This window comes from Natronospira sp., from assembly GCF_007134575.1.
Lineage (GTDB): Bacteria > Pseudomonadota > Gammaproteobacteria > Natronospirales > Natronospiraceae > Natronospira > Natronospira elongata.
The window spans coordinates 1-14,785 of record NZ_SLKM01000185.1; the positions used below are offsets into that span (position 1 = coordinate 1).

At 38.1% G+C, this 14,785-nt stretch carries 15 protein-coding genes and 1 pseudogene; 13 read left to right on the forward strand and 3 right to left on the reverse strand.

What is annotated here, in order from left to right; genetic code table 11:
- The 3 genes from ACJWXQ_RS07150 to ACJWXQ_RS07160 form a co-directional block, all read left to right on the forward strand.
- On the forward strand, positions 1-774 hold a 774-nt coding region (locus ACJWXQ_RS07150), incomplete at its 5' end, for an APC family permease (RefSeq protein ID WP_406672463.1).
- Positions 775-861: 87 nt separating this feature from the next.
- Positions 862-1,374 carry a hypothetical protein gene (locus ACJWXQ_RS07155; RefSeq protein ID WP_406672464.1) on the forward strand — a complete coding sequence of 171 codons (513 nt, stop codon included), beginning with the start codon at positions 862-864 and terminating at the stop codon, positions 1,372-1,374.
- Positions 1,375-1,876: 502 nt separating this feature from the next.
- A complete protein-coding gene (locus ACJWXQ_RS07160; protein ID WP_406672465.1) occupies positions 1,877-2,458 on the forward strand; it encodes an O-methyltransferase in 582 nt (193 codons plus the stop codon).
- Positions 2,459-2,480: 22 nt separating this feature from the next.
- Here the strand turns inward: ACJWXQ_RS07160 and ACJWXQ_RS07165 are convergent, their stop codons facing one another.
- Positions 2,481-2,765, reverse strand: a complete 285-nt coding sequence (locus ACJWXQ_RS07165) for a LysR family transcriptional regulator (RefSeq protein ID WP_406672476.1) — start codon at positions 2,763-2,765, stop codon at positions 2,481-2,483.
- A 120-nt stretch (positions 2,766-2,885) separates the two neighbouring features.
- Here ACJWXQ_RS07165 and ACJWXQ_RS07170 point away from each other — a divergent pair, with 120 nt between their 5' ends.
- Complete coding sequence (locus ACJWXQ_RS07170) at positions 2,886-3,395, forward strand: hypothetical protein (RefSeq protein ID WP_406672466.1); 510 nt, start codon at positions 2,886-2,888, stop codon at positions 3,393-3,395.
- Positions 3,396-3,697: 302 nt separating this feature from the next.
- Here ACJWXQ_RS07170 and ACJWXQ_RS07175 read toward each other — a convergent pair whose 3' ends face one another.
- A complete protein-coding gene (locus tag ACJWXQ_RS07175) occupies positions 3,698-4,606 on the reverse strand; it encodes a LysR substrate-binding domain-containing protein (protein WP_406672467.1) in 909 nt (302 codons plus the stop codon).
- 595 nt (positions 4,607-5,201) lie between these two features.
- Between ACJWXQ_RS07175 and ACJWXQ_RS07180 the strand changes: the two are divergent.
- From ACJWXQ_RS07180 to ACJWXQ_RS07195, 4 genes and pseudogenes are all read left to right on the forward strand, one after another.
- Positions 5,202-5,330: pseudogene (locus ACJWXQ_RS07180) on the forward strand (serine protease); the annotation flags it as partial.
- Between the two features lie 84 nt (positions 5,331-5,414).
- Positions 5,415-6,326 (forward strand): alpha/beta hydrolase family protein, encoded by a 912-nt coding sequence (locus ACJWXQ_RS07185; protein ID WP_406672477.1) that lies wholly within the window; start codon positions 5,415-5,417, stop codon positions 6,324-6,326.
- A 603-nt stretch (positions 6,327-6,929) separates the two neighbouring features.
- The gene (locus ACJWXQ_RS07190; RefSeq protein WP_406672468.1) at positions 6,930-7,994 is read left to right on the forward strand and encodes a redoxin domain-containing protein; all 1,065 of its coding nucleotides are present in this window, start codon (positions 6,930-6,932) and stop codon (positions 7,992-7,994) included.
- 83 nt (positions 7,995-8,077) lie between these two features.
- A complete protein-coding gene (locus ACJWXQ_RS07195) occupies positions 8,078-8,524 on the forward strand; it encodes a hypothetical protein (RefSeq protein ID WP_406672469.1) in 447 nt (148 codons plus the stop codon).
- Between the two features lie 166 nt (positions 8,525-8,690).
- On the opposite strand, the gene ACJWXQ_RS07200 is transcribed toward ACJWXQ_RS07195, so the two are convergent.
- A complete protein-coding gene (locus ACJWXQ_RS07200) occupies positions 8,691-9,008 on the reverse strand; it encodes a site-specific integrase (RefSeq protein WP_406672470.1) in 318 nt (105 codons plus the stop codon).
- Positions 9,009-9,243: 235 nt separating this feature from the next.
- Between ACJWXQ_RS07200 and ACJWXQ_RS07205 the strand changes: the two genes are divergently transcribed.
- From ACJWXQ_RS07205 to ACJWXQ_RS07225, 5 genes are all read left to right on the forward strand, one after another.
- Complete coding sequence (locus tag ACJWXQ_RS07205) at positions 9,244-10,917, forward strand: hypothetical protein (protein WP_406672471.1); 1,674 nt, start codon at positions 9,244-9,246, stop codon at positions 10,915-10,917.
- A 171-nt stretch (positions 10,918-11,088) separates the two neighbouring features.
- Positions 11,089-11,919: a hypothetical protein gene (locus tag ACJWXQ_RS07210; RefSeq protein WP_406672472.1), complete on the forward strand. Its 831-nt coding sequence runs from the start codon at positions 11,089-11,091 to the stop codon at positions 11,917-11,919.
- Positions 11,920-12,010: 91 nt separating this feature from the next.
- Positions 12,011-12,685, forward strand: a complete 675-nt coding sequence (locus ACJWXQ_RS07215; protein ID WP_406672473.1) for a hypothetical protein — start codon at positions 12,011-12,013, stop codon at positions 12,683-12,685.
- A 153-nt stretch (positions 12,686-12,838) separates the two neighbouring features.
- Positions 12,839-14,200 carry a serine/threonine-protein kinase gene (locus ACJWXQ_RS07220; RefSeq protein ID WP_406672474.1) on the forward strand — a complete coding sequence of 454 codons (1,362 nt, stop codon included), beginning with the start codon at positions 12,839-12,841 and terminating at the stop codon, positions 14,198-14,200.
- 242 nt (positions 14,201-14,442) lie between these two features.
- Positions 14,443-14,785 (forward strand): hypothetical protein (locus ACJWXQ_RS07225; protein WP_406672475.1); only part of this gene is annotated, 343 nt, incomplete at its 3' end.

Genomic DNA, 14,785 nt, shown 5'->3' on the forward strand with positions numbered 1-14,785 from the left:
CTTCCCACCCGGCCTATAACGGAGTCGTTTACCGATACGTCCTTCTCATCCATTCTGTATGCGTCAGCCCTGATGTTTGTTGCATACACCGGGTACGGACGCATTGCCACGCTGGGAGAGGAAGTGTCAAACCCACGAAAAACCATCCCAAAAGCGATCATTCTTGCGATGGCATTGATTGTGGTCATTTACCTGGCTGTATCCCTCACCGCGATCCAGATTATGGGTGCAGAAGCTTTCGGGCAAACGGTGGAAGGGGAGGCCGCTCCGCTGATGATGGTTGCACAGGCTTTATCACTCCCCGTCATTGGCCCGGTAATTACCATAGCTGCGATTACCGCCATGCTGGGTGTTCTGCTGAATTTACTCCTCGGCCTGTCGCGCGTGATGCTGGGTATGGCCCGGAGGAGAGATTTACCCCACAGCCTGGCAACGATCAATCCCGAGAATCAGAGTCCCGCCATAGCGGTTTGGGTTACGGGTATCCTGATCGGGTTACTGGTGATTTCCGGAGATGTTGTGTTTACATGGTCGTTCAGTGCGTTTACCGTGCTGATCTATTACGCAATCACCAATTTGGCAGCTCTGTTTTTGCCCGAAGACCTGAGACTGTACCCAAGAATCATACCGGTATTGGGACTGTTCGGCTGCCTGTTCCTTGCCTTTTTTATTGATCCCAACATCTGGATGCTCGGGTTAGCTGTTATTCTTGCCGGATTTGCCTGGCATGTGATTGCTCTAAAACTGAAAAACCGGGATTATCAGAATCAGTAAGCTATTTGTACTCTTTTTACGGATTCCTGTAACGATGCAGTACCTCTTTACAAAACTCAACCATAAAACGAATAAATGAGATTGAATATGTGGAAAATATCAGTATCCGGGATCACCATATTACTCTTTGTTATCATTTTAATGATGATGTTCTTCAGTTCCTGTGGCACAGATGATACGGAGCCGGTGGGGTCTCAGGATTGGCTTACCGGAGATACCCGCCAAAAACTGGAAACCATTACAGACCATCTTAGGGGATTTGATATGGCGATGGTGGAGACCGGGTACAGGTACTCGGAGCTTTACTGGGCCGGGTACGATGAAAATTGGGAATATGCGAGGTATCAGATTCAAAAAATTGAGCTCGCACTCGAACGTGGACTGGAACGAAGGCCTGCCCGGGCAGAATCGGCCCAACCTTTTATGAACCAATCCATTCCGGAGATGGGGCAAGCTGTCGAAAGTGAAGACCCGGATCATTTTATGCGGGAATTCGAGAATTTCACCCAATCCTGTAATTCATGCCATGCAGCTGAAGAAGTACCGCATTTTCATGTAAAAGCTCCCGAAACAAGGCAGAGCCCGATAATGGTGGATTGATTGATTTCTGGTCTGGTACATCCTGATATGGGAGAACAAATTTACTGTTATCTGTAAACCATTACCGTTGAACCTGCAATCATTAAGTTATTTATGGAAAAACTCCGGAGGAAGTAAAGGACATTGCCAAGGGTGGTGTTACCAGTTCGTATTAATCTCTAAAGAATTGAAGCCATTCTTTTGATTCAATAATCTCCTCTAAAAGTATCAATGACGATTCACCAGCTATTGTGGCCACGGACTAAGTTGTGTATGTCTCTGGTTAATTATCTCTTCATTCATGTTAACTCTTTTTTCTTGTTAACAGGGTTGTATAAATATGAACTAAAAAAACCATTTCCTTACAGATTTTATCGTCGTTTTATTCGTGTATTCTGAATCTACCGATAAACATTATTCGAACATTTTTTTGGCTCCATTTGCACGATCAAGATGATTGGTTTAATATTCGGCGAATAACAGGCCTGATTATCCTTTAATTAAATACATATAGTACAGCTAAATGAATGATACCATATTTCATGCAATTCCTGAGACTCTCGAATCCATTGAGCTGGATACCAGGAAGAGTGGTTTTACGATGTCCTCTGAACGTAAAACAGGATCGCTGTTGTCTATCCTTGCAGCAGCCAAGCCTGATGGACATTTCCTTGAATTGGGAACCGGTACGGGACTTTCCACAGCTTGGCTTCTCTCTGGGATGAATGAATCAGCTCGCCTCGACTCGGTCGATAATGATGTTGCAGTCCTTGATATTGCTGGGCGACATCTTAGCCGTGACAGACGGGTTACTTTCCATAACTGCGATGGTGAAAATTTTATCAAACAAACTCAATCTGACACATATGATCTGATTTTCGCTGACGCTTGGCCTGGAAAGTTCTACCTGCTTGATGAGGCTCTTAAATTGCTAAAAATCGGAGGGTTTTACATAATCGATGACATGTGTCCGCAGCCAAACTGGCCTTCAGATCATGAGGATAAGGTCAGGCACCTGCTGGATGAGCTGAACGGGCGCTCGGATCTCAAGGTATGCCGCTTAGCCTGGGCATCAGGAATAGTGATTTGTTGCAGGGTTGTATAAGCAAATCGAAGGTCAGTTTTTGTTATTCGGTATGAAAATCAAACATATCCAAAAATGCCGGGTCAACCATTGTTACCGTTTCTAAAAAGGCCTCACTTTTATCACTATTCACCAATTTTTCTCGCAGTGCTTTGCCGGCTTTGGTTAGCCGTACATTCGGCCTGCGTACAAAAAGTACAGAACCTATTATTTGTTTAAGGGATTGAATCTGAAGGCTGAGTGAAGGTTGTGTGATATGCAGACGTTTTGCCGCATCACCAAAACTCAAATCCTCAGCCACTGCAGCAAAGTAGTGAAGGTGCGTTATTCAATATTTTATATCATAGCTACAATCTATCTCATATGAGTACTCATTCAATTTGACCTATATATAATATTGCAATAATATTAGTTATCAGTGACAATTTTTAACTCAATCCCATAAATCATGAAAACAAAACTCATACTCCTTACAATCTCACTTTTCGCATCCGCAGCGGTTCAAGCAGAGGCTCAGCAGCCTGCAATCGACAAGACCTCTCCGACCAATTTGACCGTAAAGGTGGAGAATCTGACCTGTTTTAAAAGCTTGCGATGCATCCAGGAAGAGAATCTCTTCTTCAAAATCAATCTCGATATATTCAAAAATGGTAACGGCCGCTATTACGGATATACAATAGAAGGTTCCACCAAAAATGAAGAACTTTTTGCTCAGTATGATCACCGGGGAGATCTGATCCGGTCTAATGTTGTTCAGCGAAATATCCCCTTATCCAGGGAGATCTTGATTCAATTAATCAATGAAGAGTTCAACTCCTGGAGTATGATCGGAAATGAACGTGTGATCAAAAACTTCGACAACAAGAGCATCGAATATAAGTTGATCCTTCAGAAAGAGGATGAAATTCGTGTAGTCTATTTTGATTATAAGGGCCAAAACAAAAACAGGCTGACATAACTATCCGGATTAAACAACTATACATCAATTTCGCAGGCAGTATCGGAACACCCGGCCCGGATACTGCCTGCGACTATTTTATGATATTGTGCCACCAGACCCACGCTTTCAGAAATTGTACACCGTGCCCTACTCTTACTTACACACTCATTTTTCTTATTGGTTTGTTTAAACTTAGTGATTCCCTGAAACGCTGCGATCGTCTTCTGAAAATTTCAATTTAGTTTTCGCATTTCATTTTGACCCAGCTGGCAGAGTCCAAAACAGATAGAATATCTCCGCAGATTTTAGCTCTCTTTATGTTATGATTTTCCCTCATCTATGCCACTATTTACCATTTCATCCAGCAATGCTTGTATCATTGTTGTTGCCTGGTCTTCCCGCCAGAAAAAGGCTATTGTAGTTCTTGACTCTTTCGAACTTATAGCTTGATAAACCACCCCCGGAACCTGAATGCGACGAGCTCCCACCGGCACCACTGTGATTCCAAACCCTGCTTCTACCAGGCTGATTTGTGTTTGAATAACTGAAGCTTCCAGAACTACTTTGGGCGTTACACCGGCTTTCCGAAAAATCATTTGCAGATGATCATACAGGTTAATATTGACCGAACGGGGAAACATGATCCAGGATTCATCAGCAAGCATGGAAAGGGATACCGTTGAGCTATCAGCAAGTGGATGTGATGCAGGAAGTACAACCATGAGCTGCTCCCTCGCTACAATCTCAAAAGCATACTCCATATTTTTAGGCGGCTGACGGATAAGTCCGGCATCGATCCGGCCAATCCGCAATGCTTCAAACTGGTTTACAGTAGACATCTCCAGTAACTGCAACTCCACACCGGGAAAACGCTCACGAAATCTGCGTATAGCCCTGGGAAGCGAGGATTCAAGTAATACTGAAGGTACGATGCCCATTCTCAATACTCCCTCTTTACCCTGCGCAACATTTCGGGCCAATTTTATTGCTTCATCTGTTTGGTCAAGTATTGGTATTGCCCGTGAAAGCAGTGCTTCACCGGCTTTTGTTAGCCGTACATTCGGCCTGCGCACAAAAAGTTCAGCACCTATTGTTTGCTCAAGTGATTGAATCTGAAGGCTGAGTGAGGGTTGTGTGATATGCAGACGTTTTGCCGCATCACCAAAACTCAACTCCTCAGCCACTGCAGTAAAGTAGCGAAGGTGGCGTAATTCAATATTACTCATCATTGGTATAACCTATCTCATTTAAGGAATCATCCTATTTGATCTATAGAGAATATCGCAATAATATTGATTATGCAACCAGAGATGCACGCTATCATGGTATTTAATATACCTGATTGCTTTACTGACTGTACAACATTGATTGAGTAAATTTTATACTACAACAAAACGAAGAATGAAAACTATTCTGATAATGCAATCTATGTGGGTTTTATGGCATACGATTCAGCTCCGGATTCCATCTTGGCACCCCTTTTCAGGAGAGATATCAACCAGCCCAGTGAATGGGTAAACGTGGGTTTTGACAGCTATAGGTTCAATTCCCTATCTCGAACTCGCGTTAATTAATCAGGGATAATAATATTTTCAAATGAATCAACTCAGCATGTTTCTCAGAAAACAGCCAATCTTTTTATTGTTTATAAGAGTGAAAAACTCCTTCTCATTTCTGAGTTTTTTTACTTTACTGACTGTCCTTTTTCTTCTGTCAGAAACCTTATCCGCGCAAGAGCTGCCCCGAAGGGTGCAAATCGGACTGGCAATGCAGCCTGTGGAAAATGGCGTATAGGTAACTTTTGCCCCCGAACATCAGCCGGCGGGTATGGCTGGTATCCGTGAGGGTGATGTTATCCGCTTAATGGACGGAGAGCCTGTAAACACCCAGTGGGATGTAATTGATAAGTTGCGAAATGAGCGTCCTGCAACTATAAGTTTTTCAATTGAGCGCAATGGCCGGGAAGCGATTGTCATCGTTCACCCTGAGGAAATTCCGCGGCTCGATCATCCGGATTTTGATTTCATTTACGGTGTTGTGGAAACTGACGATGGCACACTCCGCCGCACCATCATCAGGAAACCTCACGGGGACGGACCATTTCCAGCCATTGTGATGCTGGGTGGAATCGGATGCTACTCCCTCGACAGTAACGAAGGCTTGGCTTACATCGATATGTTAAATGAATTGGCAAGTGCCGGTTACCTGATGTACTGGGTGGAAAAGAGCGGCATGGGGGATAGTCAGGGGACTCCATGCATGGAAATCAATTTTGATACTGAACTTAGCGGGTACCGCGCCGGTCTGGCTCAGGTTCGCACAATGCCTGATGTGGATCAGAACAGGATTATACTTCTGGGGCACAGTATGGGTGGACTTGCAGGGCCTATCCTGGCTTCTGAAACGGAAGAGCCGGTTCATGCCATCATTGCCATGGCTACATTCGGAGTGCCATGGTTTGAGTACCTCATAGCGAACAGCCGCCGCCAGGTACACTTTTCTGATTTGTCACTTTCCGAAATTGAAAACAGAATGAGTGAGACTATTAAAGTGCATTACATGTACACGATTGAGAAAAAGTCACCTGAAGAAATACTAAAAATATTCCCAGACCGCGGAGGAAGTTTCAATCTCCCGCACCACTACACCTATTTTCAGCAAGTGGCAGACTACAAGCCACTGGATCTCTGGTCGCGTACCGGGGGAGCTCAGGCACTTCTCATTGCCGGAGGTGCCGATTACGTCATCAGTATTGAAGAACACAAATATGTTGTGGATAACCTGAACAACCTTCGGCCGGGGTCTGCGAAGTTTATATTATTTGAGGATATGGATCACGGCCTGCGGTTTGCACGTAATCAGCAGGCGGCACGGGCGGGTGAATCCGGAGCTTTCCATAGTGAAGTGGTACCTGCTATAATAGATTGGCTGAAAGGTATTGATGACTGATCGCTTGATAGATATTTTTTCTCTTTTCACTTTTAAAAAATTCAGGTATTGATTAATCAAAAATTGTCCGTTATATCCATCATCGTTTTTTCTTTAGCAGCGTGCAGCCAATCTCAGCCTGTATAAACAAATGCTGTCGACTCCCTGAATTCGCCTGCAGCTTGTACTTGAAAAAGTGGAGAATATTTTGTCCCATTATGTTAAATACACCCATCCGGACAGTGAAGACGGGGAAAATCTCTCGGAAGCAGAGCAGCAACGACTCTTTGACCTGTTTTTACGTGAACTGGGAAACTTGCTCCAGGAATTTGGGTCCGGGATCTTTGCTAAAATCGGGAAAAAGATTCAGACTGTTGTGAAGGCTTTAGGGCTCCGTACGTAAATTGTGAAGACATATTTCGATTCTTGCAATAAGGCAGCTTTATGTGTTCAGGGCTGCCTTTTTTTAATTAAGACCAGCCCAAGAAATGTACTTCTTAAAGTTCAAGTAATTTTTATCGAATCATATATCTGAACTTTTTCGTCTGAAATCCTTGGATTTTGTAACATAAAACAGTTATTAATTTCTTTATAGTAAGAGGTTAAGTTCATCAATAATCCTGTATGCACATTCACAATTACAACGAACTCACAAATGACAAGAGAAAATTCTTAAAGAGTCATTTGCTTTTATGGTTGCTTATATTTTATCCGATAATTAAAGCTTATGGGCAAACCCAGCCGGCTGAAGTTGATTCCACATATATAAGAGCTGCCTGGAATGAAGTAAGAGAATTAGGTTATTCAGATAGCCTCCAGATGCAATATGCAAAAGAGTTTTTTACATATTACAAGAACAACAAAAACTCCGAAACGGCAGAATTAGCACTTCACTCTGCTTTTTTGATGTGGGGAAACACCGGTGATGACTCATTTGTACACGAGGCATTATCAACAATTGATACAGATTCTGATTTATGGCATCGATTTGACATACCGGTGCAACTGATGAATATTTACGCTCGAAATGAAAATCTGGAAGTTGATGAATCCATTATCCTGTTGCATGAATTGGAAAATCAGCTTACACATCCAAAAAGCAAATCCTCGGTTTACAGATGGTTAAAATCTCATTACCACGAAGAGAAGAATTATGATAAGGCAATTGAATATGCAAGATTGCTGGTTGAAATAGATGCTGATGAATGGTTTGTGGATCATGGCCTGGGATATTTATATGAAGTTGAATCCCTTCAGGTTGGTCAAAAAGCTCCCGATTTCAAATCAGAAACTTTAGAAGGTGAGATTCTGTCCTTGACTGAATTGAAGGGAAAATTTGTTCTCATTGAATTTTGGGGAACCTGGTGTGGACCGTGCTACCCCGAAATACCGCACCTAAAAAAGCTTTGGGATCTTCATGGCGAAAATAATCTTGTCATCATTGGGGTTGAACTTGACGAAAATGAGGAAACAGTAAACAATGTGATCAACGAACAAGCAATGCCGTGGCCTCAAATATTACAGTCAGATCGATGGAGTGGTGAACTGGTGGATTTGTTTAATGTCACCGGAGTACCCAGAATGTATTTGATGGATACTCAGGGTGTAATTGTTGCCAGAGACTTAAAAGGTGAAGAAATGGTAGCTGAGGTTGACAGGCTTGTCAGGGAATATTTTGAACAAAATTGATATGAAAGTATCAGGTGCATAATCGCCAAACCGATATGGCTTAATCCTTTTAAAAAGCTTGTTGTAAAATACCTGTATAACTTATGAGAAAAAGATTACACGTAATTCGATCGAAAACCCAAGTTCAATACTGGACCACTTTGGTAATTTTTGGTATTATTTTCGCTTTTACGGCTTGCAGTAAAGATAGTGTAAGTATTGAAGAGCCTCCAAAAGAGCCCCCAGAAGAGTACCCAACCTTAAAAATAGTGAATCAAGTTACTGATAATAGGTATATTTCCTCTGTGGAACTTGTTGGCTATGAGTTCAATAATCTTAACATTACTAGTGACAATTCACAAACATTCGCTCTTGACAGTGGTATGCCTGGAGGGTATGAAAATATAAATATTATCGTTAGTTATCGAACTTCAACCACACCAACGAATTCTAGAAATACAACTGTAAATTTTAAATATGGAGAGATTACAACAATTACTTTGAAAGGATGTATTAGTTATGAAGGATGCGATGGGCATTTTCTTGAATAATTTTTAGACCATATATATAATATGCGCCATCTTGTTAATTGAAAAAACTCGACTGAATATATTGAAGTCTATTTTGCTTTTTTAAATTGATGATATCTTAAATCAAGGTGCTCATTTTTTTCTTCTAACCAGTTATTTTTTAAATATCTTTGATTGGTGAAATAATCTAAAAAGAGAGCTTCAATAAACAAATATTCAAATTCAACTTGTCGAGATTTTTAAGTGGCTTATTGAGAATATGCTTATAAAGGAATACGATTGCAGATAAGGTTTGGTTTTGAGTAGAGGCGGCTACATTTTTCTTGTTTGCAAGATGATTAAGAAAAGCCACTACATGTGAATCATCCATCTCATCAGGATGTTTTACGCCGTGAAAACGGACATACCTGACAATCCATTGAGAGTACGTTTTTTCCGTTCGATAGCTGTAATTTCGTCGTCGAATTTCATCCTTTAGCCGAGTTAAAAGTTTCTTCTTTTTCATACCTTTTTATTTGTATGAACCGTTCAAGAAGAGATCCTTACAGGAAAAATAAAATTTATTCGGCGTTTTATTCGGACATAGAAACTTGCCGTTTACATTTTATTCGGACGGAACAGTGGTTTTATTTGCGTTATTGGCATGTCTAATCTATTATCAGACAATATTAGCGGTTGAGAGAGTGCCGCTAAATACATGTTATTTCTTTTGTAAGAGATCAAACTAATAAAATTAATTTATGGTAGATTCGTCAAAGAGAACAAGAGTAGTACTATCTTTCTCTGATATCTTTGATGAAGATGAGAGAGAAGACATTTCCAGTTTAATAAGTGATATCCCGTCTAAGCAAGCTCTTCAAATTGTTGCTCACTTTAGTGCAAGATACCACGCTAATGAAAATAACTTAAAGATTCATGGAGAAGCATTGGTTCAATGGCTTGGACGGCTAGATTCAAGTCTAAAAACTAAAGTTTTAAGTGAAGCTGCGCCTCAAATGGAGCGGGAAAATTTTTTATTTATAAATCAACCTTCTTGTCTCTATTTAATTCAAGAAATCATATTGAATTATAATGATTTCAAAGAAAGAGAACTCACACCTGAAGATGAGCTAAATCTTTTTAAAGCTTATATGTTAGCATCAGAATGGTCTGTCAAAATCTCTTCTGAAATTCAGGAAAAGGGAATCAAAGGTTTATCAAACTTTGTAGAGGTTACACTAAAGACTCAACTTCCCATAAGTGATCTTAAATTTAGTAGAGAATTTTATTTACAAGCTTATAAGGCAATTTCATTTTTTGAATTTTCAGAAACCAATAAAGAGTTTAATAACCTCATTACAGATTTTATACTATCTACAAAATCTTCGAATTGGAAAGAATATCTTAAGTCAATACTTCATATTTATGCCTCACATTTGCTAAAATTTGATGAGCCAAATAGGTCTGTCCTAAATTTCGAAGAAGAAAATCAAATAACTGAGTTCTTAGATTACTTAACTCTCGATAAATCCAAGTTCGAAGCAAAAAGTGACTTTATTTCCATTCGTGAAAAGCCAGTTTTTAAACTCCAAGAAAGAAGTTACTTATTTCTAAATTTGGATCTTTTTATTGATAAAATTTTCAGTGGGATTCTATTCGATATCTATTCAGCAATTTCTGAGAATCAGTATGATGGAATTGAAACATCTGATTTTGGGAATTTTAAGTCATTTATTGGCGAATCTTTTATTGAAGAGGTACTTCTCTATGAAATATTGAATTATGTTAAACAAGACTCATGGGTTGCATTCTCGGGTAAAAATATGAGAGGAAAAATCGATGGGGAACCTGATTTCTACATTCGAAGAAGGAGTAAAGTTTTTTTATTTGAATGTAAAGATACTCTTATAAGGTCTGACACTAAAAATTCGTATGACTTTAAGGTCATTGAAAAGGAAATAATTAAAAAGTTAATTCGAGGCACCCAACAAAAGAATAAGGGCGTTTCACAAATACTTTCGTTTATCAGCAAACTCGAAGATGGGTTAATACAAGATTTTGATGAGTTTAATTATAAAGGCGCAAAGTATTATCCTATAATAGTTGTTACAGACCGAGCATTAGATGAACACGGAATTAATTACTTTTTTAATTCAAGCTTTGATGATCTGATAAGAGATTTTTCGCTTGATGACTTTCGAATCCAAAAACCCGTTTTAATTCAACTAGATGATCTTCTGAAATTTGCAGATTTGTTTAAAAATGAATATTTGAAATTCAATTCTATACTCGATGCTTATATCGCTCAGGGAAATTCTAAAGATTATTTTATTAAGTCATATTCCTTCAGTGATTACTTGAAAGAACAGGCCTTTAAGTTCAGTAATGAACCGACAAAATTAATTGATGATAAACTAAAAGTGATATTTGACTAAAGAAGATTGAGAAATAGCAAGGGCTTCAAGCGGACGATTTTGCATTTTTCGCCACAATTAAATTTGGGCGCCTCGCCGCTTAAGCCCTGAACCGTTAGCTGCACAAAAGAACACTAAGAGAAAAAAATGATAAAAGAATTAAAAGCTGACTATCCTTTGAACTAATATCTTATGAAAATGTATGATCAGTTTAAAAGATTTCTAGAGAATCTACCCCTTTTGACAAAAGAGGTCTTAGATGAACCTCTTAAGAATAAGGATGTGGCTATCAAATTCATTGATTATGATTGTGATAATTGTGGAACTAGCCGTGTATTTGATAATAGACGCTTATTAAATACAGGTGGTGGCGCTGGTATTTTTAAAGCTGGTACTGTTTTAAATGACGAAATTCATTATGGCCTTCATCACTTTCATTTTCAGTGTTCAGCATGTAGAACACAAATTCAGTTTTGGATCGAATATAGGCAAGACAATAGAATCTGGGTACGTAAACTAGGACAATATCCCCCGTGGAAGATTGAAATAGAAAGAGAATTAGATAACTTTTTAGGTGATGAGGCGGTCTTCTTTAGAAAAGGAAAAGTCTGTCTCAGCCAATCTTATGGACTCGGAGCTTGTGCTTATTTTCGCAGAGTTTTAGAAAATGAAATGGAACCATTACTAAAATTGCTGATAGATAAGCAATCTGAAGAAGGGGTTGATCAACAAAGAATAGAAGAATATAGAAATATATGTAACGGGAAAGATTTTTCATCTAAAACAAAGTTAGCTTTACAAATCGCTCCAAAATCCCTGATTATTGATGGAATAAATCCGTTTAAAATAATTCATGATTTTTTGAGCAAAGGAATTCATTCTCGAACAGAAGAAGATTGTCAAGTTATTGCAGGAAAGATTCTTAACGCATTAGAATTTGTCGTTATGGAACTAAATAGGGAAAAAGAACATCGAGAAAAATTTATTCGTAGTCTTAAAGATTTAGAAAAAGAAAATTACTAACCAGCGTGCAGTCCGGCTCAGGTTTTTTGCCTTACTTTTAAGTTAGTTGCCAAGCTGCACAAAAGTCAGGCCGTTATCAGCACAAAACACTTTGAACTCTCTTCATGACTCAAGAAGAAAAAAAATAGAAAAATTTATTGTTCTAAATGCTAGAACGAAGCAAATACAACTCATAAAGTTTTCTGAAATTATTCAAAGTAATTTTATGCCAGCTCTTCTTGCAATGGTTAAAGACGGAGTGCGAAAATCACTAGAGTTTTTACGAGGAGAGTTTGATACAGAAGAGGAGTTTGAATCTTATGTACAAAGTAATATCAATTCTGATTTAGAAATTTATCCTAAATCCCTTTGGTATTCTCTTTTCACACAATCTTATTTCTTTTTTGAAAATGATCTAAATGAATTATGCAAGAAGTTACAACAACTCAAGGAATGTAATATTTCGCTGTCAGATTTTAATGGAAAAGGGATTTCACGTGCTCGTAAGTATTTGACAAAAGTGATGGAAGTAGATTTCGCCAGTGTAGAAACTGAGTGGAATAAAGTCACAATTCTCCAAAAAATTAGGAATATAATATCACATAGAGCAGGTAATTTAAATAATTCGAATCATGAACAAGTAATCCGTGATTACTTTAAAGATAGAGATGAGGAAATGATTGATGAAAATGGCTATATATTGATAAATCAGCCAATTGTCGTTGATGCTGCAGATACGTTTAGAGAATTCTGGTTAGGAATGAATTTAGAGCTATTTTACGATTAAGCCTGGGCTGCTAACAAAGCAAAACAACCGGACACCGCCTTGCATTTCTCAAATTCTCCAGTAGATTTAGGGCAATAAATAAAAACTACGTTCCGAATCTCGGTGCCGGTTATTTGCCAAGCCGTTAGGTGCAAAATTTAAAAATTTAAATTAATGAAGGGTTCAATTTCTTTGGAGCTTTATAATCTAGAACATAAAACTATCATTGGATCTGGTTACTTTTGTATTGTAAAAAGTATGATTCATAAAGAATCAGGATCTACTTTTGCTCTAAAAGAATTGAAAAGAAGATTCTATTCCAATGATGAATACAGATATAGACTTCTACGTGAAATAAATCTTTTAAAAGAGCTATCTGATTGCCCACATATAATTGAAATCTATGCCGAAGGAAATGATCATGAAAATGAGAAACTTTGGTACTTGATGGAAATGGGGGACTGTAACTTACACCAGTATATAAGGAGAAATAATCAAAAATTAACTCTTGAAGATAGGTTTAAAATTACAGACCAAATATTAAGTGCAATTAAATGTGCTCACAATAAGTCAATTCTTCATAGAGATATTGCGCCAAATAATGTTTTGGTTTTTGAAGAGGGTTCAGAAATCAATATCAAACTTTCTGATTTTGGATTAGGTAAGAATGAAGAGTCTCTTTCTCATTATACAGGTTCAAGTCAAAATCATTATGGACAAATAATGTATGTGTCCCCCGAACAACGGGACAAACTAAAGGATGCTACATTTAAAAGTGACATTTACTCACTTGGAAAGCTTATTTACTTTATTTTCACAGCTAAAGATCCTATTGATATTCAAGCATTTGAATTAATCTCTTTAGTAAGAAAAAGTATTTCTAAAGATCCTTCTGAAAGGTTTAAAGATGTAGAAGAGTTTGAAGCCCATTATCGTAAGTTAAAAGAATTAGCTTTAGAAGATGAAATTCCTTCTGAATATATGACTCTTAAAGACTTATTAAGTCTAGGGGAAAGTATTGATTGGATGAGGTTTCATGAAATAGCTATTGAGGGAAACTATCAAAATCATGTTTATCATGATTATTTATCTCCGGTTATAGATATTTTATTACAGGGTGATAATAAAGTAGATGAATATTACAGTGAAGTTGGAAATGATATTGCTGAGTTTATCAATACTTTAATTAACAGAATTCATGACTGTCTTGGAACACTTGGTTGGCCTTTTTCATCGACCTCTTCTTTTGGGAAACTATTAAAGCAATTGTATCTAACTGTTAATGATGATGAATCAAAACTGAAATGTTTAGAAATTCTTTGGTATTTGGCATACCATTCCGATCAATGGGATGTACAAAAAGACGTCAAACAGATTGTAAATAAACATGGAATCCCGAAGAAATTAGAAATTCCATTTAGTGAAATTGTTTCCAGATACAAATTGAACAGTAGTTTGACTTATTTTGATGAACTCGATCTCCCAAAAGTTGTTAAAGCTAGTTTAGTAAAGAATATCAGAGAAGATTCAGACTAAAAGGTTTATATGTTTGTACCTAACAAGCATTTACCCTTAGCTGAAAGTCAAGAAAAAAGTTAAAAACGGGTATTCGGTACAGACTTCAAAATTGATTGCCACGCCGCAGAAATGCTGAGCCGTTAGATGCCTAAAACAATTAGTCCATGAGCTTTAAGTTCAACGATAAAGATTTACAAAGTTTATTCAAGGGTCTCGAATCTTTCCGAAGCCATATTCGCGAAGCGGAAAGTCTGCGTATAATGTTTGAACAAATACAGATTCCTGATCATGTTTTAGATCTACAACGCCAATTCAGAATTATTCAGGCTTCCATGCAACAGGTCGATCAATTTAGTAATCTTAATCAGCTATCTGAGAGCATGAAGAAAATGTTGGAAAGTGCTCAAATGATTAGAGCAATGGACATTCATCAACAACAAATTGAATCCCTACAAGCTTTTTCACCGCATATCAGAGAACTAAATTCAATTAATCAATTACTAGCCAATTCAATCCAACCTTTGCCTGATTACAGCAGGTTATTAAACCAATTAAATCTATCTCATATAGAAAATTCTTTTATAGAGATAAATCGGGCAATAC

Excerpts from the sequence above, each read along its gene's own strand:
- ACJWXQ_RS07155 (WP_406672464.1), top strand. The coding sequence starts at position 862 with ATGTGGAAAATATCAGTATCCGGGATCACCATATTACTCTTTGTTATC.
- ACJWXQ_RS07160 (WP_406672465.1), top strand. The coding sequence starts at position 1,877 with ATGAATGATACCATATTTCATGCAATTCCTGAGACTCTCGAATCCATT.
- ACJWXQ_RS07170 (WP_406672466.1), top strand. The coding sequence starts at position 2,886 with ATGAAAACAAAACTCATACTCCTTACAATCTCACTTTTCGCATCCGCA.
- ACJWXQ_RS07175 (WP_406672467.1), bottom strand. The coding sequence starts at position 4,606 with ATGATGAGTAATATTGAATTACGCCACCTTCGCTACTTTACTGCAGTG.
- ACJWXQ_RS07190 (WP_406672468.1), top strand. The coding sequence starts at position 6,930 with ATGCACATTCACAATTACAACGAACTCACAAATGACAAGAGAAAATTC.
- ACJWXQ_RS07195 (WP_406672469.1), top strand. The coding sequence starts at position 8,078 with ATGAGAAAAAGATTACACGTAATTCGATCGAAAACCCAAGTTCAATAC.
- ACJWXQ_RS07200 (WP_406672470.1), bottom strand. The coding sequence starts at position 9,008 with ATGAAAAAGAAGAAACTTTTAACTCGGCTAAAGGATGAAATTCGACGA.
- ACJWXQ_RS07205 (WP_406672471.1), top strand. The coding sequence starts at position 9,244 with ATGGTAGATTCGTCAAAGAGAACAAGAGTAGTACTATCTTTCTCTGAT.
- ACJWXQ_RS07210 (WP_406672472.1), top strand. The coding sequence starts at position 11,089 with ATGAAAATGTATGATCAGTTTAAAAGATTTCTAGAGAATCTACCCCTT.
- ACJWXQ_RS07220 (WP_406672474.1), top strand. The coding sequence starts at position 12,839 with ATGAAGGGTTCAATTTCTTTGGAGCTTTATAATCTAGAACATAAAACT.